General features: G+C 62.4%; 19 protein-coding genes and 3 tRNA genes. 8 read left to right on the top strand and 14 right to left on the bottom strand.

Features of this window, described 5'->3' with window-relative positions:
• Positions 1–34 precede the first annotated feature (34 nt).
• From tsaA to rimO, 5 genes are all read right to left on the bottom strand, one after another.
• On the bottom strand, positions 35–727 hold the full coding sequence (gene tsaA, locus ACF8SD_RS01495) for a tRNA (N6-threonylcarbamoyladenosine(37)-N6)-methyltransferase TrmO (RefSeq protein ID WP_392483352.1): 693 nt from the start codon (positions 725–727) through the stop codon (positions 35–37).
• Positions 728–733: 6 nt separating this feature from the next.
• Positions 734–1,195, bottom strand: a complete 462-nt coding sequence (locus ACF8SD_RS01490; protein WP_029887591.1) for a DUF1456 family protein — start codon at positions 1,193–1,195, stop codon at positions 734–736.
• Positions 1,196–1,244: 49 nt separating this feature from the next.
• Positions 1,245–1,955, bottom strand: coding sequence for an rRNA pseudouridine synthase (locus ACF8SD_RS01485; protein WP_392483351.1), 711 nt, complete (start codon positions 1,953–1,955; stop codon positions 1,245–1,247).
• Between the two features lie 109 nt (positions 1,956–2,064).
• The gene (locus ACF8SD_RS01480) at positions 2,065–2,532 is read right to left on the bottom strand and encodes a GNAT family N-acetyltransferase (RefSeq protein ID WP_392483350.1); all 468 of its coding nucleotides are present in this window, start codon (positions 2,530–2,532) and stop codon (positions 2,065–2,067) included.
• A gap of 156 nt (positions 2,533–2,688) precedes the next feature.
• Positions 2,689–4,020 (bottom strand): 30S ribosomal protein S12 methylthiotransferase RimO, encoded by a 1,332-nt coding sequence (gene rimO / locus ACF8SD_RS01475; RefSeq protein WP_009682554.1) that lies wholly within the window; start codon positions 4,018–4,020, stop codon positions 2,689–2,691.
• A 235-nt stretch (positions 4,021–4,255) separates the two neighbouring features.
• Between rimO and ACF8SD_RS01470 the strand changes: the two genes are divergently transcribed.
• Positions 4,256–6,166, top strand: coding sequence for a potassium transporter Kup (locus ACF8SD_RS01470; protein WP_009682553.1), 1,911 nt, complete (start codon positions 4,256–4,258; stop codon positions 6,164–6,166).
• A gap of 135 nt (positions 6,167–6,301) precedes the next feature.
• Here the strand turns inward: ACF8SD_RS01470 and ACF8SD_RS01465 are convergent, their stop codons facing one another.
• The 5 genes from ACF8SD_RS01465 to ACF8SD_RS01445 form a co-directional block, all read right to left on the bottom strand.
• Positions 6,302–7,594 (bottom strand): virulence factor family protein, encoded by a 1,293-nt coding sequence (locus tag ACF8SD_RS01465; RefSeq protein ID WP_173890775.1) that lies wholly within the window; start codon positions 7,592–7,594, stop codon positions 6,302–6,304.
• Positions 7,594–10,236 (bottom strand): bifunctional lysylphosphatidylglycerol flippase/synthetase MprF, encoded by a 2,643-nt coding sequence (mprF, locus tag ACF8SD_RS01460; RefSeq protein ID WP_392483349.1) that lies wholly within the window; start codon positions 10,234–10,236, stop codon positions 7,594–7,596. Before mprF ends, ACF8SD_RS01465 begins: the two co-directional genes overlap by 1 nt.
• Before the next feature lie 253 nt (positions 10,237–10,489).
• Positions 10,490–10,566: transfer RNA gene (locus tag ACF8SD_RS01455), tRNA-Met, on the bottom strand.
• 121 nt (positions 10,567–10,687) lie between these two features.
• Positions 10,688–10,764, bottom strand: a tRNA-Met gene (locus ACF8SD_RS01450).
• A gap of 135 nt (positions 10,765–10,899) precedes the next feature.
• Positions 10,900–10,976: transfer RNA gene (locus ACF8SD_RS01445), tRNA-Met, on the bottom strand.
• 221 nt (positions 10,977–11,197) lie between these two features.
• Between ACF8SD_RS01445 and dinB the strand changes: the two genes are divergently transcribed.
• Entirely contained in the window at positions 11,198–12,256 is a 1,059-nt protein-coding gene (gene dinB / locus ACF8SD_RS01440; protein ID WP_161892868.1) for a DNA polymerase IV, read from the top strand.
• Between the two features lie 81 nt (positions 12,257–12,337).
• On the opposite strand, the gene ACF8SD_RS01435 is transcribed toward dinB, so the two are convergent.
• From ACF8SD_RS01435 to ACF8SD_RS01425, 3 genes are all read right to left on the bottom strand, one after another.
• Positions 12,338–13,291 carry a hypothetical protein gene (locus ACF8SD_RS01435; protein ID WP_173890773.1) on the bottom strand — a complete coding sequence of 318 codons (954 nt, stop codon included), beginning with the start codon at positions 13,289–13,291 and terminating at the stop codon, positions 12,338–12,340.
• Positions 13,292–13,311: 20 nt separating this feature from the next.
• Positions 13,312–15,027, bottom strand: a complete 1,716-nt coding sequence (locus tag ACF8SD_RS01430; RefSeq protein WP_173890772.1) for a proline--tRNA ligase — start codon at positions 15,025–15,027, stop codon at positions 13,312–13,314.
• Positions 15,028–15,186: 159 nt separating this feature from the next.
• The gene (locus ACF8SD_RS01425; RefSeq protein WP_173890771.1) at positions 15,187–16,470 is read right to left on the bottom strand and encodes an OprD family porin; all 1,284 of its coding nucleotides are present in this window, start codon (positions 16,468–16,470) and stop codon (positions 15,187–15,189) included.
• A gap of 692 nt (positions 16,471–17,162) precedes the next feature.
• Here ACF8SD_RS01425 and ACF8SD_RS01420 point away from each other — a divergent pair.
• Both ACF8SD_RS01420 and ACF8SD_RS01415 read left to right on the top strand, forming a co-directional pair.
• The gene (locus tag ACF8SD_RS01420; RefSeq protein ID WP_173890770.1) at positions 17,163–17,582 is read left to right on the top strand and encodes an HIT domain-containing protein; all 420 of its coding nucleotides are present in this window, start codon (positions 17,163–17,165) and stop codon (positions 17,580–17,582) included.
• A gap of 1 nt (position 17,583) precedes the next feature.
• Positions 17,584–17,790 carry a SlyX family protein gene (locus ACF8SD_RS01415; protein ID WP_173890769.1) on the top strand — a complete coding sequence of 69 codons (207 nt, stop codon included), beginning with the start codon at positions 17,584–17,586 and terminating at the stop codon, positions 17,788–17,790.
• 89 nt (positions 17,791–17,879) lie between these two features.
• On the opposite strand, the gene ACF8SD_RS01410 is transcribed toward ACF8SD_RS01415, so the two are convergent.
• Entirely contained in the window at positions 17,880–18,473 is a 594-nt protein-coding gene (locus ACF8SD_RS01410; protein ID WP_173890768.1) for a cold-shock protein, read from the bottom strand.
• Between the two features lie 282 nt (positions 18,474–18,755).
• On the opposite strand from ACF8SD_RS01410, the gene ACF8SD_RS01405 reads away from it, so the two are divergent.
• The 4 genes from ACF8SD_RS01405 (at position 18,756) to aspS (ending at position 22,037) form a co-directional block, all read left to right on the top strand.
• A complete protein-coding gene (locus ACF8SD_RS01405; protein ID WP_009684045.1) occupies positions 18,756–19,229 on the top strand; it encodes a Dps family protein in 474 nt (157 codons plus the stop codon).
• A 295-nt stretch (positions 19,230–19,524) separates the two neighbouring features.
• Complete coding sequence (locus tag ACF8SD_RS01400; RefSeq protein WP_009684046.1) at positions 19,525–19,854, top strand: ribbon-helix-helix domain-containing protein; 330 nt, start codon at positions 19,525–19,527, stop codon at positions 19,852–19,854.
• Positions 19,855–19,946: 92 nt separating this feature from the next.
• Positions 19,947–20,168, top strand: a complete 222-nt coding sequence (locus ACF8SD_RS01395; RefSeq protein WP_003254776.1) for an FmdB family zinc ribbon protein — start codon at positions 19,947–19,949, stop codon at positions 20,166–20,168.
• Positions 20,169–20,261: 93 nt separating this feature from the next.
• Positions 20,262–22,037, top strand: coding sequence for an aspartate--tRNA ligase (gene aspS / locus ACF8SD_RS01390; RefSeq protein WP_173890767.1), 1,776 nt, complete (start codon positions 20,262–20,264; stop codon positions 22,035–22,037).
• Positions 22,038–22,057: the final 20 nt, after the last annotated feature.

The raw sequence follows: 22,057 nt of genomic DNA, 5'->3' as shown, positions 1-22,057 counted from the left end.
CCTACAATGGACAGCGAACAAGCCTGAATCGGGGTCAGGCCAGCACGACCTCCAACACCCGGATCGCCTCCGGCTGCGGGTAATGCCAGCGCACCTGCACATCCCAGAACCTCACCCCGTACACCCGTTCTGGTGCAGGTACCTGGTAGGCCGGGCGTGGGTCCTGGGCCAGGCATTGTTCGATCAGCGCCACCAGCGGCTCACCCAGCCGCAATGCATGCTCGCGGGCCTGCGCCAATGCGCTGTCGGCCCAGTGCACGGCAATGGCTGCAGGCGCGGCGCTGGCCATCTGGTTGCTGGCGCATGCAATGCTGTCGGCGTAAGGCACGTAGGGCTTGATGTCCAGCACCGGCGTGCCGTCCAGCAGGTCAATCCCGGACAGCAGCAGCCGCCCGGGTTCAACCCCCTCCAGACGCACCACCGACTGGCCGATGCCATTGGGCCGATGGGTGGCGCGGGTCGCGAACACGCCCATGCTCTTGTTGCCACCCAGGCGCGGTGGCCGCACCTTCAGGCGTGGCTTGTCTTCCAGCGCCTGGTGGAACAGGAACAGCAGCCAGACATGGCTGACCTGCTCCAGGCCTTCGACTGCTTCACCCTGGTCGAACGGCGGCAGCAGCTCCAGCACCCCGCGGGCGGCGGGAGCCAGCTGCGGTTGGCGCGGAATGGCAAACTTTTCCTTGAAGCATGAACGGACCATACCGACCGGGGTAACGGTGTGCTGCATGGTCACTCAGCCGCGCACGCGCAAAGTCAGGCCCTTGAGGAAGTTGCGCAGCAACTGGTCGCCGCACGGCCGGTAGTTGTCGTGGCCAGCTTTGCGGAACAGTGCGCTCAGCTCCGGCTTGCTCACCGGGAAGTTCACGGACTTGAGGATCGCGTGCAAGTCGTCCTCCTTGAGTTCGAAAGCCACCCGCAGCTTCTTGAGGATCAGGTTGTTGGTCACCGGCAGCTCGATCGGTTGCGCCGGGCGGCTGTCATCCTTGCCGCGACGGTAGAACACCAGGCCGTCGAGGAAGTGCGCCATCACCCGCTCAGGGCAACGGACAAAGCCTTCTTCGTCTTCTTTCTTCAGATAGGTGGCGAGCACCAGCGGGTGCACTTCGAGGCCGGAGAGGCCGATGATCTCGGCCATCTTGGCGTCGTTCACCTTGAGCATGTAGCGCAGGCTGCGCAGGACATCGTTGTGGTTCATTGCTGCTGAATCCTGTTCAGGTGCCGCGCGTTCCAGCGCGGCCTATTGCTTAGAAACGTTCGGTAGTGGCCACGTAGCGCCATTGGCCCAACGGCAACTTGCCCATCGACACGCCACCCAGACGAATGCGCCGCATGCCGACCAGCTCCAGGCGCAGGTAAGCGCACAGTTCAGCGATCTGCCCAGGCTGCGGGTTTTTCAGGGCCATGCGCAGGTGGGTCTCGTTCTGCCAGCTGGCCTTGGCCTTGGGTAGCTCACGGTCGTTGCGCGTAGCACCGCGGGCCAGGCGCTCCAGTGCCTGGGGCGTGGTCTGGCCGCGCACTTCAACGATGAATTCCTGCTCCAGGCGGCGCAGGTCGGCTTCGATCTTGCGGGTCACCCGCCAGTCCTGGGTGAACACTTGCAGGCCACTGGCACCGCGCTCCAGTGGGGCGATGCAAGCCTGCCGGGCAAAGTGCCCGTGCAGCGCACGCACGCCCTCGCGGTGGGCTTCGCTGAGGCTGCCCATGCTGATGCTGGCGCGGGCGCTTTCGCTGTCCATGCCGGCAGGCTGGTTCAGTAGCAGGGTCACCGGCTCCAGGGTCTCGGCGCGGGCGCCAGGCAACAGCTCGACGCGCTGTTGCCCGACCTTGAACTGCGGCTGCTCGATCACCACGCCATCGACCGTGACCCAGCCTCCTTCAATGTACAGCTCGGCCTCGCGGCGAGAGCAGCCAAGCTGCTCGATGAGGCGTTTGGACAGGCGGACGGGTTCGGACATGGCGCAATTCGCAGAGGCAGGGAAAGGTGACCATTGTACCTGCCCCTACGCGGTTGATGATGGGAATCTGTGTCAGTTGCGCCATTTCGGCGACCTGCTGGCGGCATATTCAGTCGCCGCTGCACTGGCCTGTGCCCCGCAGGCGCATATGCAGCAGGGGGTAGGGTTGGCCAAGGCCATCGGTAGGGGAGCGGCCGACTACCTCGAAACCTTCATGCAGGTAGAAGCCCAAGGCTTGCAGGTTCTGCTCGTTGACGTCCAGGGTTTCGGCATTGAGTTCGTTGATAGCGTAGCGCAGCAGGCGCCTGCCCACGCCCTGGCCACGGTAGGCCGGGGCAACGAAGAGCATATCCACCCGGCCGCTGGCGACTCCGGCAAACCCGCAGATACGCTGGCGGTCCTTGCAGCAGACCAGCATCACGGCGTCGAGGTAGCGGTACAGCACATGCTCACGCAGCAGCCGGATATAGGCATCGGGTAGAAAATCGTGGGTCGCGCGCACCGAGTCTTCCCAGACCTGGGCCAGTTCGGGGTAGTCGCTAAGGTGCGGGGTTTGCAGGGACAATGGCTGGCGCATCGGGGTACGTTCCTCTGGGGCTGAGGAAACGATAGATGCTAAAAGCGCAACAGGCCCAAGGATTGCCGGTGCGCCTGCACGGCCCATCATCGGCCAGGCAGCTCCCTGGTAAAGGAGCTGCTGGCCGGCGATGGTGCGCAGCGTACTGCGTGGGTGTCAGACCGGCTCGGCCCACATGTCGTATTCGTCGGCGTCTACCACCCGGCAACGAACCTTGTCGCCTGGCTTGAAACCATGGTCGCCATCGATGAACACGCTGCCGTCGATTTCCGGGGCATCGAAGAAGCTGCGGCCTACCGAACCTTGCGCCTCGACTTCGTCGATCAGCACTTCGATCTCCTTGCCGATGCGCAGTTGCAGGCGGGCCGCGCTGATGGCCTGCTGGTGGGCCATGAAGCGGTCCCAACGGTCCTGCTTGATGTCGTCCGGCACTTCATCCAGGCCCAGGTCGTTGGCCGGGGCGCCTTCCACCGGCGAGTACTGGAAGCAGCCCACGCGGTCGAGCTGGGCTTCGGTCAGCCAGTCCAGCAGGTACTGGAAGTCTTCTTCGGTTTCGCCGGGGAAGCCGACGATGAAGGTGGAACGGATCACAAGTTCAGGGCACTGTTCGCGCCATTGCTTGATGCGTGCCAGGGTACGGTCTTCGAAAGCCGGGCGCTTCATCGACTTGAGCACTTTCGGGCTGGCATGCTGGAACGGAATGTCCAGGTACGGCAGGATCTTGCCGGCCGCCATGAGCGGGATCACATCGTCGACATTCGGGTACGGGTACACGTAGTGCAAACGCACCCAGGCACCCAGGCTGCTCAGTGCTTCGCACAGTTCGAGCATGCGGGTCTTGACCGGGCGGCCGTTCCAGAAGTCGGTCTTGTACTTGACGTCGACGCCATAGGCGCTGGTGTCCTGGGAAATCACCAAGATCTCCTTGACCCCGGCTTTCACCAGGCGCTCGGCCTCGCTCAGCACTTCGCCCACCGGGCGGCTGACCAGCTTGCCGCGCATCGACGGGATGATGCAGAAGCTGCAGCTGTGGTTGCAGCCTTCAGAAATTTTCAGGTAGGCGTAGTGGCGCGGGGTCAACTTGACCCCTTGTGGCGGTACCAGGTCGATCAGCGGGTTGTGGTCCTGGCGGGGTGGCACCACTTCGTGCACGGCGTTGACCACCTGCTCGTACTGTTGCGGGCCTGTGACCGACAGCACGCTTGGGTGCACGTCACGGATGTTGCCTTCTTCAACGCCCATGCAGCCAGTCACGATGACCTTGCCGTTTTCCTTGATCGCTTCGCCGATGACTTCCAGCGATTCGGCCTTGGCACTGTCGATGAAGCCGCAGGTGTTGACCACCACCACGTCGGCATCCTCGTAAGTGGGCACAACTTCATAGCCTTCCATGCGCAGCTGGGTCAGGATGCGCTCGGAATCGACCAGGGCTTTGGGGCAACCCAGGCTTACGAAACCTACCTTGGGGGTGGCGGGCGTGGTGGACATGACTAACCTCGGTATTGAATGCAGGTCGCCCGGCCGGAATCGGGGGCGATCTTGACGGGCGCTTTTGGCGCCTCTGATCAAAAAGTGCGCAATTCTAGCGAGCGCAGGGACGCTTGACCAGCAGAAATACGACGAACGCTGCGCTATGCTTCGCGCCGTTGCGCCAAGCTGCAGTGAGTGCTTGGTCGCAGAGTGAATACTGAAAGGCCGTAATGGCCGTCTGCGGGAGTGGTCGATGGTTCAGGCAAGCAGTCACGCTGAGGGCGGGCACGAGGGTAAGCAGGGTGCGACGCGGTCGCTGGGCCTGCTCGTGGCAGCGGTCGGGGTGGTTTATGGCGATATCGGCACCAGCCCGCTGTATACCCTCAAGGAAGTCTTTACCGGTGGTTATGGGGTGCCGGTCAACCATGACGGCGTACTGGGGATCCTGTCGCTGATCCTCTGGTCGCTGCTGTGGGTGGTGTCGTTCAAGTACGTGATGTTCATCCTGCGCGCCGACAACCAGGGCGAGGGCGGCACCATGGCCCTGACTGCGCTGGCGCGGCGGGCTACGGCGGCCTACCCGCGGCTGCGCACACTGATGGTGATCTGTGGCCTGATCGGCGCTTCGCTGTTCTATGGCGACAGCATGATCACCCCGGCGGTGTCGGTGCTGTCGGCGGTAGAGGGCATGGGCCTGGCGTTCGACGGTATCGACCACTGGGTGGTGCCGATCTCGCTGGTGGTGCTGGTGGCCCTGTTCCTGGTGCAGAAGCACGGTACCGAGAAGATCGGCAAGCTGTTCGGCCCGATCATGGTCACCTGGTTCGTGGTGCTCGGTGCACTGGGCGTGCACGGCATTTCGCAAAGCCCGGAAGTGCTCAAGGCCTTCAATCCCGGCTGGGCGGTCAACTTCTTCGTGGTGCACCCGGGGATGGGCGTGGCCATTCTGGGTGCGGTGGTGCTGGCGCTGACCGGTGCCGAGGCATTGTATGCCGACATGGGCCACTTTGGCCGCAAGCCTATCGCCCGTGCCTGGTTCATCCTGGTGCTGCCGGCGCTGGTGCTCAACTATTTTGGCCAGGGCGCGCTCTTGCTGCAGGACCCGGATGCGGCCCGCAACCCGTTCTACCTGCTGGCACCGGGCTGGGCGCTGTTGCCGTTGGTCGGCCTGGCCACCCTGGCCACGGTGATCGCCTCGCAGGCAGTGATTTCCGGGGCCTTCTCCTTGACCCGCCAGGCCATCCAGCTGGGTTATATCCCGCGCATGCAGATCCAGCACACCTCCAGCGACGAGCAAGGGCAGATCTATATCGGTGCGGTGAACTGGACCCTGATGGTGGGCGTAGTACTGCTGGTGATCGGTTTCGAGTCCTCCGGGGCGCTGGCGGCAGCCTACGGCGTGGCGGTAACCGGGACCATGCTGATGACCACGATCCTGGTGTCGGCGGTGATGCTGCTGCTGTGGAAGTGGCCGCCGCTGCTGGCGGTGCCGATTCTGGTCGGTTTCCTGCTGGTCGACGGGCTGTTCTTTGCCGCCAACGTGCCGAAAATTGTCCAGGGTGGCGCCTTCCCGGTGCTGGCCGGGGGCGTGCTGTACCTGCTGATGAGCACCTGGAAGCGTGGCAAGCAGATCCTGGTCGAGCGCATCGACGAAGGGGCACTGCCGCTGCCGTTGTTCATCAGCAGTATCCGCATCCAGCCACCGCACCGGGTCGAAGGCACGGCGGTGTTCCTGACCGCGCGTTCCGATGCCGTGCCGCATGCGCTATTGCACAACATGCTGCATAACCAGGTGCTGCATAGCCAGGTGGTGCTGTTGACGGTGGTCAGCGAGGATCGGCCGCGGGTGCCGGAGCACGAGCGCTTCGAAGTGGAAGCCTATGGTGACGGCTTCTTCCGCGTGCTGCTGCATTTTGGCTTCATGGACGAGCCGGACGTACCGGCGGCGTTGAAACTGTGCCATCTGGATGGCCTGGACTTCACCCCCATGCGCACCACGTACTTCCTCAGCCGTGAGACGGTGATCGCCTCACGGCTCGAGGGGATGTCGCGCTGGCGTGGCAACCTGTTCGCCTTCCTGCTGAAGAATGCCAACGGCAACCTGCGCTTCTTCAACTTGCCGCTGAACCGGGTGATCGAGCTGGGGACCCAGGTCGAGATCTGATTGGCAAGGGGCTGCTTCGCAGCCCATCGCTGGCAAGCCAGGCTGCCACAAGTACTGCGCTGGTATTCAACATGGCGCGGTTCCTGTGGGGGCCTGGCTTGCCAGCGATGGGCCGCCAAGCCGCCCCGATTTTTGTCAGTTCTGCTCAGCCACGCTCGCCTTGCCTTGGCGCGTCTCGATTTCGCCAATCAAGCGCTTGGCCAGCGCCGGGTAGTTCTCGTCGAAGTGGTGGCCGCCGGGCAGCTTCAAGCGCTCGCCAACAGCCGTGCCGTCGGTGCAACCGCTTTCGTCGGCTTCCTCGACGCCATACACACACACCACCTTGGAAGCGGGCAGCTTGGCCATTTCCGGCCCGGTTGGCGCTTCCTGGCCTTCCTTGCCCAGCCAGCCCTCGACTTCGATCTCGAAACTGCCACTGCGGGCAAAGGCCAGCAGCATCACGGCGTCGATACGCTGCTGGTCTTCGGCCGGCAGGCGGTTGTAGATCGCCGGCAGTACGTCGGCCCCGAATGAGTACCCGGCAAGCACGAACCGCTTGGTGCCCCATTTCTGGCGGTAGTGCTGCATCAGTTCGGACAGGTCGGCAGCGCTTTGCTCGGGGGTTTTGTGCTGCCAGTAATAGCGCAGCGTGTCGATGCCGACCACCGGGTAGCCCAGCTTGGCCATTTCACCGGCCACATCACGGTCCAGGTCGCGCCAGCCGCCGTCGCCGGAAAGGAACAGGGTGACGGTATCGGTGGTTTGCCCGGCCGGCACCTCGACTACCGGGACTGGCAGCGCGTTGCCATCGTGGCCGAGCAAGGCCTGGGTCAGTTGCGCCTTGAGCACCTGCGGCAGGTGGATGTCGTAATCGCTGATGCTGGTTTCGGCATTGGCCTGGTCACGCACGAAGGCGGCGCTGGCGTCGTCCGGGTTGTCGTTCCAGGCCACGCTCCAGTGGCCATGCGCCGCCGATGTGGGCAACGGCGCCTGGCAGCCGGGCTGCTCAAGGGCGAAACCTACGGAAATGGCGCGGGCCTTGTCATCGCTCTGCCCGGCCAGCCAGCGCCAGGCCTGCGCGGCACCAGGGCCGATACCGGCGACCAGGTCGGGTTTTGCCGGCAATTGCTTCAGGGCTTGGTCCAGCGCCTGTTGCTGCTTGCTGCAATCGGTCGGTGGCAGGATCACCTGCACCAGCTGGGCCTCGCCAGCCTGGGCCAGGTCCAGCAGTTGCTTGTCGCTCAGCGCCTGGTCCTGAGGCACGCCGATGGCCACGCTGACTTTGGGGTGCACGCCTGGCGTGACCCGGGTAATGGGGGTGTCATTGATGCTCAGTTGTTCCAGGTGCGCCTCTGGGGCAGGGCGCGTCCACAGCCAGAACGCCAGCCCGCCACCCAGGGCAGCCAGCAACAGGGGAACCAGCAGGTACAGCCAATAGCGTCGGGTCATCAACGTTTCACCAATCCAGTCAGGCCGCCAGCAATGAGGGCGGCAGTGTCGGCCAGTGCCACCAGCGGGTCGAGCCCGGCTGGCACGGCCATGTAGCGGGGTTCCCAGTCCGGTTGGAACTTGTCCTTGAAGCGCCGGAGCCCTTGGAAGTTGTAAAGCTGCTCACCACGGCGGAACACCAGTGAGCCCAGGCGCTGGGTCAATGGCGCGCCACGCCGTGGCTGCAGGCCGGAGAGCGGCACCATACCCAGGCTGAAGCGCCCGTAATCACGGCTTTTATAGTGCAAGATCAAGCCGATCATCATGCACTCCATGGTCAGCTTGGGGGCCTCGGGGTGGGCGCGCATCAGGTCCAGGCTCGCCAGTTCGTGGCTGTGGGTTTCCAGCAGGTTGGCGAAGGCCACCGGCCGGCCCTGGAAGCGAATCAGGGCAATCCGGAAGTGCTGCAGGTAGTCCGGGCTGAAGCGTCCCAGCGAGAAGCCTTTCTCGCGTACGTTCTTGCCGCCTAGCCAGGCGTCGGAGATTTCCTTCAGTTCTGCCAGCGGTGCTTGGCCAGGCTCGTGGATTTCCAGGCTCAGGCCATCGCGTCCGCCGCGGTTCCAGGTATAACGCAGGTCCTTCATTTCCTTGCCCTTGGCTTCGAGGTCGAAGCGGCGCAAGTCGACCCGGGCCTCTTCACCCAGCTTCAGCGCGGTCAGGCCAATGTCCATGTAGAACGGCAGGTTTTCCGCACGTACTTGGTAGAACACCGGCCGCGCATGGTGCAGGTCGCACAGGTCGCGGAACTGCCAGATCATCTCGGCCCGTTCCTGTGCCGGGCCGATCGGGTCGTACAGTGCCACCAGGCTACGGCCGCGCCGGGCATACATGAGGAAGGCATTGTCCCGTGGGTGGAACAGCAAGGCCTTGTCGCCGGTAAGCGCCAGGCCGCCGTCAGGCTGGTCGGACGCCAGCAGAATGCGGTTGGCACGCTGCAGTTCTTCTTCGTCGGGCAGGTGGATCACCGGTGGTGCGGTGCGCAGCAACCAGGTCAGTGCCAGGGCCGCCAACAGCAAGGCGCTGCCCATGGCGGCGCGCAGGCCGCGGGGGGCGTCGGCGTCGAGGGTGAACTGCCACCACAGCTGATGGCTGTAGGGCACATCCTGGTAGGCAAACAGCAGCAGCCACACCGAGGCCCCGACAACACAGGCACTTGCGACCAGAAATACCGGCGAGAAGGGCAGCTCCATCAACCGGCTGGGGCGGTAGAACGAGCGCCGGAACACGGCGAGCAAGGTGGCAGTAAAGGTCAGCAGGCTGGCCTCTTCCCAGTCGAAGCCTTTGAGCAACGACAGCAGGGCACCGACCAGCAACAATACGATTGTCAGCATCCAGGCGGCCGACAGGCGCCGACGCAGGCCTTGGGCCAGCAGCAAGCACAGCACGCCGATCAGGCTGGCGCCGAAGTGCGATGCATCGATCAGCCGGTGTGGCACCAGAAAGCCCATGTGCTCCAGACGCGTGTCGATTTCCGGGGTGGCGCCGGAGAACAGCAACACCACACCGGACAGGAACACCAGGATCGACAGGATAGGCGCAGCCAGCCCCGAGGCAGCCTTCATGGCCTGCTGCGCGAACAGCAGGCGCCGGGCTTCGTTGGCCAACAGCAACACGCAGGCCAGCAGCAGCGGCACCACTACGTAGATCAACCGGTACAGCAACAATGCGGCAGCCAGTGGCGCTGCACCGAGCTGATTGGCAAAGGCCGCCAGCAGGATCGCCTCGAACACCCCGACCCCGCCCGGTACATGGCTGAGCACACCTGCCGCCAAGGCCAGCAGATACACCAGCACGAACGCGCCGAACGGAGGCGCTTCGGGCAGCAGCAGGTACAGCACGGTAGCGGCAGCTGCCACATCCAGTGCAGTGATCAGCAGTTGCAGGGCAGTCAGGCGGGCATCCGGCAGGCGCAAGGTGCGGCGCCCCAGTTGCACCAGCAGGTTATTGGCCAGTGGCTGTTCGGCAAGGCGCCGACGATACAAGCCGATGACCAGCAGGGCAGAGGCGACCAGCACCGCACTGGCGATGCCCGCCAGCAGGCCCTGGGCCAGGCCAAGTGCGCTGGATGCAGCCCGCAGGTCGCTCAAGGTCGCCAGGGCGGCCAGGGGCGGAAGCGCGCAGCCCAGCGAGAGGCTGGCAAAAACGGTCATGCGTGCGACCTCGCCAGCCCCCAGCCCATGGCGGGCGTACAAGCGGTAGCGCACCGAGCCGCCCGAGAGCATCGACAGGCCGATGGCATTGCCGATGGCGAACGCGCTGAAACCACCCAGCACCAGGGTAGGTGCCGGTAGCTTGACCCCGGCGTAGCGGCTGGCCGACCACTCGTAGCCAAGCAGGATCACGAAGCCGACCACCGTCGCGACGAACGCGCCCAGCAGCGACTGCGCCGGAACACTGAGCATGGCGTCGTGCAGGGCGTAGATGTCCAGTTCGCTGAGCAAGTGGCGGCAAGCGATCAGGGCCATGGTGAACAGCAGTAGGGTTACCGCAAGGCCGATGGGCTGGCGGTAGCGGCTCAGGCGTTCGAGCAACGGCAGGCGCTGAACCGCACCTGGCAGCGCCGTGGCAAGCGGTACCTGGGGTTCGGGGTTGTGCGTAGTCATGAATTGCCCCGGGCAAGCAGCGCGAGGTGGAGGAGAGGTGCGGCCAAGTGAAAGTCCCTTTGGAAAACGTATCCGGATATTACTCCGGACAACATGACTTGCAGTCGTCCGGCAGCGTTAAAGATAGTTCATCCAGAGGATGACCCCTCAACACCGCAGGTTGGATCGGTAAACCCGGTCATGCGAGTGGCAGGAGACAAATGCAACAAACCCCGCGCTGCTGTTACACAGGCGGGGTTTGTTCTGACGAATATGGTTGCGGGAGCCGGATTTGAACCGACGACCTTCGGGTTATGAGCCCGACGAGCTACCAGGCTGCTCCATCCCGCGTCAGAGGGGCGCATTCTACAGTGTGACGGTCAGGTGTCAAGTATTATCACGCTGTGGTTCAAACCTTTTTTCAAGGGCAAAGAAAAAGGCCACTGTGTTAACAGTGGCCTTATCTTGAATCTGGTTGCGGGAGCCGGATTTGAACCGACGACCTTCGGGTTATGAGCCCGACGAGCTACCAGGCTGCTCCATCCCGCGTCAGTGGGGCGAATTCTACAGTGTGCAGCGTGTGTGTCAAGCGCTACTTTTTGATTTACCGAGACTTTTTGGAAACTGGCTTTATCACGGGCAAAGAAAAAGGCCACTGCGTTAACAGTGGCCTTTTCTCGAAACTGGTTGCGGGAGCCGGATTTGAACCGACGACCTTCGGGTTATGAGCCCGACGAGCTACCAGGCTGCTCCATCCCGCGCCTGTGAGATCGAATTCTACGGATTTGCGCGCGAGTGTCAAGCAATTGTTTTGGAAAAACCTTTTTTGTTCAAACCCTTAGCGCATCGAACCCGCATGCGGCTCAGGCGCGGCGGGCGTTTCAGGCCGATTATCGCGCGGGCATGCGGGTCAGCTGTTGAACGGGCGGCCCCATGCGATACTATCTGTATGAATTTACAGTGCTGACGGTCATCCATGTCTTTGCGCAAGATCATCCACGTTGACTGCGATTGCTTCTATGCCGCGATCGAGATGCGTGACGACCCGCGCCTGGCCGGGCGGCCCATGGCGGTGGGCGGCTCGGCGGAGCGCCGTGGCGTGATCGCCACCTGTAACTATGAAGCGCGTGCCTACGGTGTGCGTTCAGCCATGGCATCGCGCCACGCGCTGAAACTGTGCCCGGACTTGTTGATCGTCAAGCCGCGTTTCGAGGCCTATCGCGAAGCCTCGCGGGAAATTCATGCCATCTTTCGTGACTACACCGAGCTGATCGAGCCCTTGTCGTTGGACGAGGCCTACCTGGATGTCAGCGACAGCCAATGGTATTCGGGCAGCGCCACCCGTATTGCCGAGGATATTCGCCGGCGAGTCGCGCGAACCCTGCATATCACCGTGTCGGCGGGGGTGGCGCCGAACAAGTTCCTGGCCAAGATCGCCAGCGACTGGCGCAAGCCCAACGGGCTGTTCGTGATTACCCCCGATGAGGTCGAGGCATTCGTTGCGGCCTTGCCAGTGGCCAGGCTGCACGGCGTGGGCAAGGTCACTGCAGACAAACTGACGCGCCTGGGTATCGAAACCTGCCTGCAGCTGCGTGACTGGTCGCGCCTGGCGCTGGTGCGCGAGTTCGGCAGTTTCGGTGAACGGTTGTGGGGGTTGGCGCGAGGTATTGACGAGCGTGCGGTGCACAACGATAGCCGGCGCCAGTCGGTCAGCGTGGAAAATACCTACGACACCGACCTGCCGGACCTGGCCAGTTGCCTGGCGCGTTTGCCGGAGCTGCTGGAAAGCCTGAACGAACGCATCGCCCGCATGGACAGCAGTTACCGGCCAGAGAAACCCTTCGTCAAGGTCAAGTTTCATGACTTCAGCCAAACCACGCTGGAACAGGCGGGTGCGGGCAGGGACCTGGAAAGCTACCGGCAATTGCTGGGGCAGGCGTTCGCCCGCGGTGGCAAGCCGGTGCGGTTGTTGGGGGTAGGGGTAAGGTTGCGCGATCTGCGCGGGGCGCATGAACAGCTGGAGCTGTTTGCGCCTATATAAAGAAGCGGCCATGCGTCGCGGTGGGCGACGCAATGCCGATCCACAAGGTGACCGCGACGCGTGGCGCGGGTAGAGACCGGGTTATTGCGCCCCCGGGTCAGCCACCAATCGCCCGGTAGCCTTGGTCAGCGACTGCAGAAACTCCTGCTGCAGTTCCGGGTCGTTGCGGGTCAGCTCGATCAGGCTCTGTTCCATTTCGCTGGCTTCTTCTTCAAGGCCCAGCTCGGACAGGCGCTTGACCCGGTGTACCCACTGGCTGACGTCGTCATCTTCAAGGTCATCGAAGATCAGCTCATGGGCCTCAAGCAGCTTGTTGCGCAGGGTGGCGCTGACCAGCAGGCTGGCGTCGCCACGGACCCCGTTGTCCTCGTCGAGCACTTGCAGGTGCAGGGTGCCGACGTGGTTGAGGTTCTGCTCCGAAAACGGGCTGTCCAGCAGGTTCAGGCGCAGTACGCCGCTACGGTCGGTGGTCAGCTCGTGAGTCATCTTGCCAGCTTTGACCTCGACCAGGCGTTCGCTCCACGGCATGCTGGTGGATTCTTCACGCTGGCCTTTCTGCACTTCGCTGATCCCGGCCAGGTTCTGCTGGGCGCGGCCATTGGACGCTACGTTCATGAACGGGTTGAGCCCGTCCACCCCATAGCTGAGCCAGTCGTGGGTCATGCTTTGCGGCAGGTTGCCCAAGGCGAAGACATTGACCACGTTGGCGCCAACCCCGGCCACAACGGCCACCGCACCCAGCGGGATCTCGTAGATCTCCCGCCAGGGCTGGTAAGGCGTGTAGCGATCATAGCGGCGGGTGACTTCGAACTCGGTCACTTCGAAACGCTTTTGCTCATGCACGCGCACACGCCGTTGCGGCAGCTCCATCACCTTCGGCTCGCCGACATCGATCTGCAGGGTGTGGGCGAGCAGTTTGCGCTCCACGCGCTCCTCATGGTCGCTGCGCTGGGACATCTGGTTGGCGCAGCCGCTGACGAGCAGGGCGCCGCACAGTGCGGCGCCCCCCCGGGTAAAGGTACTTCGCTTGAACATGATTACTCGTGCATTGGTTATCAGCGGCGAACGCGGGCCTGCAGGAAGGTCAGCACTTCATTGAGCGGCAACGGGTGGGCGTCCTGCTCGGTGCGGTGCTTGTACTCCAGGTTGCCTTCGGCCAGGCCGCGATCGCTGACCACGATGCGGTGCGGGATGCCGATCAGCTCCATGTCGGCGAACTTGATGCCGGGGCTGGTCTTCTTGTCGCGGTCGTCCAGCAGTACTTCGAAGCCGGCGGCGGTCAGTTCGGCGTACAGCTTGTCGGTTGCCTCGCGAACCGCTTCGGTTTCGTAGCGCAGCGGTACCAGGGCGATCTGGAACGGGGCCAGGGCGTCGTTCCAGATGATGCCTTTGTCGTCGTAGCTCTGCTCGATGGCAGCTGCCACCACGCGCGATACGCCAATGCCGTAGCAACCCATCGACAGCACGACCGGCTTGCCGTTCTCGCCCAGCACCTGGCACTTCAGCGCTTCGCTGTACTTGGTGCCCAGCTGGAAGATATGCCCGACTTCGATGCCGCGTTTGATGATCAGGGTGCCTTGGCCGTCCGGGCTCGGGTCGCCTTCAACCACATTGCGCAGGTCGGCTACCTGTGGCACTGGCAGGTCGCGCTCCCAGTTCACGCCGAAATAGTGCTTGTCGTCGATGTTGGCACCAATACCGAAATCGCTCATCAGCGCCACCGAACGGTCGATGATGCATTCCAGCGGCAGGTTCAATGGGCCCAACGAGCCGGCGCCGGCACCGATTGCCTCGCGCAGTTCGGCTTCGGTGGCCATTACCAGCGGGTCGGCAACCTGTTCAAGCTTGGTGGCCTTGATTTCGTTCAGCTCGTGGTCGCCACGAACGATCAGGGCCACCAGCTTGCCCTCCTCGGCGCCGCGCACGATCAGGGTCTTGACGGTTTTCTCGATCGGCAGCCCGAAGTTTTCCACCAGCTGAGCGATGGTCTTGGCGTTTGGCGTGTCGACCAGGCGCAGCTCTTCGGTAGGCGCAGGGCGCACGGTTTCCCGTGGGATGGCCTCGGCCTTTTCGATGTTGGCGGCGTAGTCGGAGCTGTCGCTGAAAATCACGTCGTCTTCGCCAGACTCGGCCAGTACGTGGAATTCGTGCGAGTAGCTGCCGCCGATCGAGCCGGTGTCAGCCTGCACTGGGCGGAAGTCCAGGCCCAGGCGCGTGAATATGTTGCTGTAGGCCTGGTGCATGCGGTCATAGGTTTCCTGCAAGGAAGCCTGGTCGGCATGGAATGAGTAGGCGTCTTTCATGATGAACTCGCGGCCACGCATCAGGCCGAAGCGCGGGCGGATTTCATCGCGGAATTTGGTCTGGATCTGGTACATGTTGAGCGGCAGCTGTTTATAGCTGGACAGCTCGTTACGGGCCAGGTCGGTGATCACTTCTTCGTGGGTTGGGCCAACACAGAAGTCACGCTGATGACGGTCTTTGAGGCGCAGCAGTTCCGGGCCGTATTGTTCCCAGCGGCCAGACTCCTGCCACAGCTCGGCGGGCTGGATGCTTGGCATCAGCACTTCGAGGGCGCCGGCGGCGTTCATTTCCTCACGCACCACGGCCTCGACCTTGCGCATTACCCGCAGGCCCATCGGCAGCCAGGTGTACAGGCCGGAAGCCAGTTTGCGGATCATGCCGGCACGCAGCATGAGCTGATGGCTGATGACCACTGCATCGGCAGGGGTTTCTTTCTGGGTGGCGAGCAAATATTGACTGGTGCGCATGGTTAGCCGTGTCGATTGCCTAAGACGTTGAAATAGCCCCGCATTGTACGGGGGTGAAACGAAGGCGTACAGGATGCCCCAGGGCGTGACGCTTGTCAGCCAAGAAAAAGCCCGGCGTGGTCGCCGGGCTTTTCAGGTGCGGGGCACTGCAAGCCAGGCTTACAGGATGCTCAGCGGGTACTCCACGATCAGGCGCAGTTCGTCGATCGAAGGCGAACCGTAGTAAACGCCATCGGCTGAACGGTAGGTAGCTTGACGGACGCGGAAGCTCAGGTCCTTGGCCGGGCCGCTCTGCATCACGTACTTGACGTCGATGTCGCGTTCCCATTCCTTGCCGCTGTCGGTGGTGCGGGTGGTTGCACCGGTACCACGTACATAGCGGGTCATGAAGGTCAGGCCGGGTACGCCGAATTCAGCGAAGTTCAGGTCGTAGCGAGCCTGCCAGGATTTTTCGTCTTCGGCGTTGAAGTCGGAACGGGCCACGGAGTTGGCCAGGAAGACCGTGCCGCCACCGTCTACACCGTAGGCGTAGTCGCCGTCACCGGTGACCTTCTGGTAGGCCAGGGTGAAGGTGTGGGCGCCGACGTTGTACGCGGCCGACAGGCTGGCTGCGATGTTGTCCAGTTCGTTGCTGCCGTCGGACTTGCTGACGAATGCACCGGTCAGGTTGTTGCCGATGGACTTGGTGTCATAGATGTTGAAGTCGAACACCAGGCCTTGCTTGTCGCTGATCGGCAGCGCCCAGTTGATATTGCCGTACCACTTGCGGAAGTGGTCTTCGACACGCGAGTAGTAAACGCTGGTGCTGAGGTTGTCGGAGAGGGCGTAGGTGCCACCAAAGACATTGGCCTCGGTCAGCCGCAGGCTGTCGTGGTAGGTCTGGGCCTGGGCGTTCAGCGCGGTGAAGTGACCGGCGTGCAGGGTCAGGCCGTCGATTTCGTTGCTGGTGATCAGGCCACCTTCGGCAACTTCTGGCAGCAAGCGGCTGTCGTCGGTTGCGAATACTGGCAGTGCGGTGAACTGGTCGCCCCACTTCAGTACGGTATTGGAGATGCGCATTTTCACAGCGCCGCCCGCTTCCGAGTAATCATCTTGCGAGCGACCGTCCGAGCCAGTCGGGAACAGGCCGGTGCCGGCGCGGCCGCGGCCGCTGTCCAGCTTCAGGCCGAGCATGCCGATGGCGTCGACGCCGAAGCCTACGGTGCCTTGGGTGAAGCCGGATTCAAAGGTGCCCAGGAAGCCAAGGCCGGTTTCTTCCGCGCGGCTCTGGCTGCCAGGCGCGTTGTTGCGGAAGTCACGGCTGAAATACAGCATGCGGGTCTTGACGTTCAGCTTGCTATCTTCGATGAAACCTTTGGACTCATCTTGTGCGGAGGCCATTGCCAACTGCGAGGTCCCTGCCGCAACGGCCAGGGCGATCATGCTCCACTTCATCACGCGCATCGTGATTTGCTCCTTTGGTTTTTAGGAAGAGTACCGCTGCGTCCAAGTGTTTTAGTTATATGGAGCAGCTCTTTCTTGTTATGTCGGCGAAAATGTATAGCACGCTGACTGTTCTTGGCGATATGGCGATAGACACTCTTTACGGAACTTTTCCACCATGTCGCGTTCAGGTATTTCCATGTCGCAAATCACGCCCCGGTATAAGGGCCGTATAACCCCAGCGCTGCTCCTTTAGCCGTCATGAATCGGTAACTACCGATGCCGGCTGAGGAAACTCCCTGGTAACCAATGCCGCTGTTGTTATTTGTCGCGTTCACCTGCCATTGCAGATGCCGTGCCGACTTGGCGTGAAAGGAATGCAACAAGCGTGCTCAAAATTCGCAACAGTTCATGAAATTTTCACAAAACCGGCGACCGAGGGTCGGAAACTGCCGTAAACACGGGGGCGAGCGCCGTTTTGGTATTGTTGAGTTCGAGAATCATTAAAATTTAAAGCACGTTCATAAAAGTCAATGTGTTACCGCCATTTGTTCATCCCAAGTCGGTTGTGGGGTGGCAGGTGTGGGAGGGGTGGGTAGATGGCCTCATTTTGGTGCGAAAAGTAGCGCTGTGTTACCGGGATTGTGCAGGGTATCCTTGCCGTCCCCGCTTTCCGCTCGATGCGGGTCGTCTTTGCCTTAAGGAGATATGCCGTGTTCGTCCTCGATTCGCGTTTGCAGCAGGATTCCCTGGTGCTGGGGGAGTTTGCGCTGTGCCAGCTGCTGCTGAGCAAGGATGCCAATTACCCATGGTTCATTTTGGTGCCCAAGCGTGCTGAGGTGAGTGAGCTGTTCGAGTTGAATGCGCACGAGCAGCAGCAGCTCTGGCAGGAGACCACCCAGTTGGCAGCAGCGCTGAAGGCCAGCTACCGCGCCGACAAGATGAATGTGGCAACTTTGGGCAATGTGGTAAGCCAGTTGCACATGCACGTGATCGTGCGCCGGCGTGACGACGCTGCCTGGCCCGCCCCGGTCTGGGGCAAGTGCCCGCCAGTGGCCTATACCGATGCCCAGCTGCAGGCGGTGCGCCAGCGCGTGCGCGACTTGGGGCTGGCCGGTTATCAGGAGGCCTGACATGTCACTGGAAATGCGCATGATCGAACTGGAAACCCGCCAGGCCTTCCAGGATGACACTCTCCAGGCATTGAATGATGTAGTGGTCGAGCAGGCGAAGGTGATCGAGCGCCTGCAGCTGCAGGTGGCCGAGCTGATAAAGCGTCATGAAGAAATGATGGGGCAATTCGGTAGCGAAGGGGACGAGGCGCCGCCGCCGCATTATTGATGCACTGATTACTGTTCTGATCGGGTGCAGGCGCCCCCACAGGCCGGTAGTCAAGGCCTGTGGGAGCGTGCGTGCTGGGGCTGGCGGTATCAGCGGCGGGTCACGGCCACCACATCCTCGGCCTGCAGGCCTTTGTCGCGGTGCATCACCGAGAACTCCACGCGCTGGCCTTCGACGAGGATGCGGTGACCCTCCCCGCGAATGGCGCGAAAGTGCACGAAGATATCATCACCCGAATCACGGGAGATGAAGCCAAAGCCTTTGGACGTGTTGAACCACTTCACGGTGCCGGTATCGCGGTTGCCGGTATCTGGAGATGTGTGCTGGCTGTTGCGTGGCTTGCGCGGGCTGCGCGCAAAGCCCACCGCCAGGTGCAGGGCGACGGCCAACGTGGCGCAGACCAGTGCTGCCAGGTTGCCCATTTCCGGGCGGGCCAGCAGGGTCAGGGTCTGCAGCACCACGGCCACCACCAGCAAGGCACAGGCCAGGTGCTGCAGTTGCTGGCGCGCGCCGCGGTAATACAGGGGCACGACTGGCGCCAGGACCAGGTTGAGCAGGCCAAGCAGGGCCAGGTAGACCGCGTCGGGTTGCTGGAGGAAGGGGGTTGCTTCGGTTTTCAGGCTGGGTATGAGCGATAGCAGCAAAGCTGCTACGCCCGTCACCAGATGGACGATCTTGAACATGGGGGTTGGCTCACAGTTGATAAGGCCGATCACAGGAAGAGCGGGCAGCACGGTGCGCATGAGGTGTAAAGCGCAAACACGTGGCAGGCCAGCCTATGCACCCGGCAATAACAGTCCGCACGGGTGGCACGCTGCCTATTTAACAGTAAAGCCGCAGGCTACTCAAACCGCAGGCCGCCCGGCGGCCTATGTGTTGCGCCATGTCACATGCGACAGGCGCCAAGTATTGCTACAGTGGTCGTCGCCCGCTTGAGTCTCAAGCCTTATGCAAAGGGGAACTTCATGGCAATCGATATCGGTATCAGTGAAGAAGATCGCAAATCCATCGTTGATGGGCTGTCCCGCTTGTTGTCGGATACCTACGTGCTGTATCTGAAAACCCATAACTTTCACTGGAACGTCACAGGGCCTTCGTTCCGCACCCTGCACCTGATGTTCGAAGAGCAGTACAACGAACTGGCGCTGGCGGTGGATTCCATCGCTGAGCGCATCCGTGCCTTGGGCTTCCCGGCGCCGGGGTCGTACGCATTTTATGCCCGGCACTCGTCCATCAAGGAGGAGGAAGGGGTGCCCGCTGCGGAAGAGATGATCCGCCAGCTGGTGCAAGGGCAGGAGGCCGTGGTGCGCACTGCGCGCAGTATTTTCCCGGTGGTCGACAAGGTCAGTGACGAGCCGACAGCCGACCTGCTGACCCAGCGTATGCAGGTGCACGAGAAAACCGCATGGATGCTGCGGGTGCTGCTCGACGGCAAATAATTACCCAGGTTGTCACATAACCCTGTGGGAGATAACACAGCCCTACGGGCTGCGCTGTCGCGCAGAGAACTCGATTCATAAGCGCGACGCGGCCTGTGTGGGAGCGGGCGTGCCCGCGAAGAATCCAGCGCGGTGGCTGGCACCGGCTACGCCGGTGTTCGCGGGCAAGCCCGCTCCCACAGTCCGCGTCGTGCATGACAATCAGTGTTTGTGCAGGAACACTTTGCCGCTGCTTTAACCGCGCCCATCAGCGCTTCATAGGCCACCTGGTACCTGTGACGAGGAAGTGTGGCGCATGATGCAAGCGAGCAAGCGTGTAAATGGCCAGGGGCGTTGGCCGGGGAAACCGTGCATCGATCCGTTCAAGGCGGATTTCGACATGTTGCAGATCCAGCCGGTGTCGCGCTCCGTGCGCCTCAACGGCTTTTCCACCTGCCTGCGCCTGGAGGCCGTCTACTGGCAGATCCTCGAGCGCATTGCCGCCGCCAACCGTTGCTCGGTCAGCGCGGTGTTGTCCTACGTGGACCGCGAGATCCACCTGCGCCAGGGTGGTGTACGCAACTTCAGCGGCCTGATCCGGGTCATCTGCGTGGCGTGGCTGCAGAACCCGCCAAGTGCGCGCTGATCGCCTGGCGGGCTGCGCAGTGCTTGCTAACCATATATAATCCCGCTTTTTGCTGCCCCCGCAGCCAGCGTTTTGGTTGACGAGAGACACCCATGCCCCTGTATGACTATCAATGTGCATCCTGCGAGCACCGTATGGAAGTGCTGCAGAAGATCAGCGCCGCGCCGCTGACCGATTGCCCGGCCTGCCAGGCGCCAGCGCTGAAGAAGCTGCTGTCGGTCCCAGGCTTCCGCCTGAGCGGTAACGGTTGGTACGAAACCGACTTCAAGACCGGGGCGAAAAAGAATCTGGCAGGCGGCGACAAGGCCGACTGAGTTGAATGCTGTGACCGGGTCTTGCAGTATTAGCCCTCCGGGCGGCCAAGGCCTCCACCGAATACACGAATCACGAGAAGCGAAACCACCATCATGATGCGCAGCCATTATTGCGGCCAACTGAACGAGAGCCTGGACGGCCAGGAAGTCACCCTTTGCGGCTGGGTCCATCGGCGCCGCGACCACGGCGGGGTGATCTTCCTCGACATCCGTGACCGCGAAGGCATGGCCCAGGTCGTGTTCGACCCGGATCGCGCCGAAACTTTCGCCGCTGCCGACCGCGTGCGCAGCGAATACGTCGTGCAGCTGACCGGTAAGGTCCGCAAGCGCCCTGAGGGTGCAGTGAATGCCAACATGGCGTCCGGTGCCATCGAAATCCTCGGCTACCAGCTGACCGTGCTCAACGAAGCAGAAACGCCACCGTTCCCGCTGAACGAGTACTCCGACGTCGGCGAAGAAACCCGCCTGCGCTACCGCTTCATCGACCTGCGTCGCCCGGAAATGGCCGACAAGCTGCGCCTGCGCTCGCGCATTACCAGCAGCATCCGTCGCTTCCTTGACGAAAATGGCTTCCTCGACGTCGAAACCCCAATTCTCACCCGTGCTACCCCGGAAGGCGCGCGCGACTACCTGGTACCTAGCCGTACCCACGCCGGTAGCTTCTTCGCCCTGCCGCAGTCGCCACAGCTGTTCAAACAGCTGCTGATGGTGGCCGGCTTCGACCGTTACTACCAGATCGCCAAGTGCTTCCGTGACGAAGACCTGCGTGCCGACCGCCAGCCGGAATTCACCCAGATCGATATCGAGACCAGCTTCCTCGATGAAAGCGAGATCATGGGCCTGACCGAAAGCATGATCCGCAAGCTGTTCAAGGAAGTGCTCGACCTGGAATTCGGCGAATTCCCGCACATGACCTTCGAAGAAGCCATGCGCCGCTACGGTTCCGACAAGCCAGACCTGCGTAACCCGCTGGAACTGGTTGACGTTGCCGACCAGCTCAAGGATGTCGACTTCAAGGTGTTCGCTGGCCCGGCCAACGATCCGAAGTGCCGTGTAACCGCCCTGCGCCTGCCAGGCGGCGCCAGCATGCCGCGCAGCAAGATCGACGAGTACACCAAGTTCGTTGGCATCTACGGTGCCAAGGGCTTGGCCTACATCAAGGTCAACGAGCGCGCCAAGGGGGTTGAAGGCCTGCAGTCGCCGATCGTCAAGAACATCCCCGAGGCCAACCTCAACACCATCCTCGACCGCGTTGGCGCCGTAGACGGCGACATCGTGTTCTTCGGTGCCGACAAGTTCAAGGTGGTCAGCGAAGCGCTGGGCGCGCTGCGTATCCGCCTGGGCCACGACTTCGAGCTGCTGACCTGCGAGTGGGCACCGATGTGGGTCGTCGACTTCCCGATGTTCGAAGAGAACGAAGACGGCAGCTTCACCGCGCTGCACCACCCGTTCACCGCGCCGAAGTGCACCCCGCAAGAGCTCGAGGCCAACCCGGCTACCGCGCTGTCGCGTGCCTACGACATGGTGCTGAACGGTACCGAGCTGGGTGGCGGTTCGATCCGTATCCATCGCAAAGAGATGCAGCAGGCCGTGTTCCGCCTGCTGGGTATCGAAGCCGAAGAACAGGAAGAGAAATTCGGCTTCCTGCTCGACGCCCTGAAGTTCGGTGCACCGCCTCACGGTGGCCTGGCCTTCGGCCTGGACCGCCTGGTCATGCTGATGACTGGCGCCCAGTCCATTCGTGAAGTGATTGCCTTCCCGAAAACCCAGAGCGCCGCGTGTGTCATGACCCAGGCCCCTGGCCTGGTCGACGCCAAGGCCCTGCGCGAGCTGCACATCCGACTGCGTGAACAGACCAAGGTCGAATAAGCAGTCCCGGGCGCATCCAC

It is taken from the genome of Pseudomonas sp. CJQ_9 (genome assembly GCF_043106615.1).
In the GTDB taxonomy this organism is placed as follows: domain Bacteria; phylum Pseudomonadota; class Gammaproteobacteria; order Pseudomonadales; family Pseudomonadaceae; genus Aquipseudomonas; species Aquipseudomonas juntendi.
The sequence above is the reverse complement of the archived record's forward strand: the minus strand, read 5'-3'. Positions and strand labels throughout refer to the sequence as shown.

What these genes read in the sequence shown, in the direction of transcription:
- tsaA (WP_392483352.1), bottom strand. Translation starts at nt 727, where the DNA reads ATGCAGCACACCGTTACCCCGGTCGGTATGGTCCGTTCATGCTTCAAG.
- ACF8SD_RS01490 (WP_029887591.1), bottom strand. Translation starts at nt 1,195, where the DNA reads ATGAACCACAACGATGTCCTGCGCAGCCTGCGCTACATGCTCAAGGTG.
- ACF8SD_RS01485 (WP_392483351.1), bottom strand. Translation starts at nt 1,955, where the DNA reads ATGTCCGAACCCGTCCGCCTGTCCAAACGCCTCATCGAGCAGCTTGGC.
- ACF8SD_RS01480 (WP_392483350.1), bottom strand. Translation starts at nt 2,532, where the DNA reads ATGCGCCAGCCATTGTCCCTGCAAACCCCGCACCTTAGCGACTACCCC.
- rimO (WP_009682554.1), bottom strand. Translation starts at nt 4,020, where the DNA reads ATGTCCACCACGCCCGCCACCCCCAAGGTAGGTTTCGTAAGCCTGGGT.
- ACF8SD_RS01470 (WP_009682553.1), top strand. Translation starts at nt 4,256, where the DNA reads ATGGTTCAGGCAAGCAGTCACGCTGAGGGCGGGCACGAGGGTAAGCAG.
- ACF8SD_RS01465 (WP_173890775.1), bottom strand. Translation starts at nt 7,594, where the DNA reads ATGACCCGACGCTATTGGCTGTACCTGCTGGTTCCCCTGTTGCTGGCT.
- mprF (WP_392483349.1), bottom strand. Translation starts at nt 10,236, where the DNA reads ATGACTACGCACAACCCCGAACCCCAGGTACCGCTTGCCACGGCGCTG.
- ACF8SD_RS01435 (WP_173890773.1), bottom strand. Translation starts at nt 13,291, where the DNA reads ATGTTCAAGCGAAGTACCTTTACCCGGGGGGGCGCCGCACTGTGCGGC.
- ACF8SD_RS01430 (WP_173890772.1), bottom strand. Translation starts at nt 15,027, where the DNA reads ATGCGCACCAGTCAATATTTGCTCGCCACCCAGAAAGAAACCCCTGCC.
- ACF8SD_RS01425 (WP_173890771.1), bottom strand. Translation starts at nt 16,470, where the DNA reads ATGCGCGTGATGAAGTGGAGCATGATCGCCCTGGCCGTTGCGGCAGGG.
- ACF8SD_RS01415 (WP_173890769.1), top strand. Translation starts at nt 17,584, where the DNA reads ATGTCACTGGAAATGCGCATGATCGAACTGGAAACCCGCCAGGCCTTC.
- ACF8SD_RS01410 (WP_173890768.1), bottom strand. Translation starts at nt 18,473, where the DNA reads ATGTTCAAGATCGTCCATCTGGTGACGGGCGTAGCAGCTTTGCTGCTA.
- ACF8SD_RS01405 (WP_009684045.1), top strand. Translation starts at nt 18,756, where the DNA reads ATGGCAATCGATATCGGTATCAGTGAAGAAGATCGCAAATCCATCGTT.
- ACF8SD_RS01400 (WP_009684046.1), top strand. Translation starts at nt 19,525, where the DNA reads ATGATGCAAGCGAGCAAGCGTGTAAATGGCCAGGGGCGTTGGCCGGGG.
- ACF8SD_RS01395 (WP_003254776.1), top strand. Translation starts at nt 19,947, where the DNA reads ATGCCCCTGTATGACTATCAATGTGCATCCTGCGAGCACCGTATGGAA.
- aspS (WP_173890767.1), top strand. Translation starts at nt 20,262, where the DNA reads ATGATGCGCAGCCATTATTGCGGCCAACTGAACGAGAGCCTGGACGGC.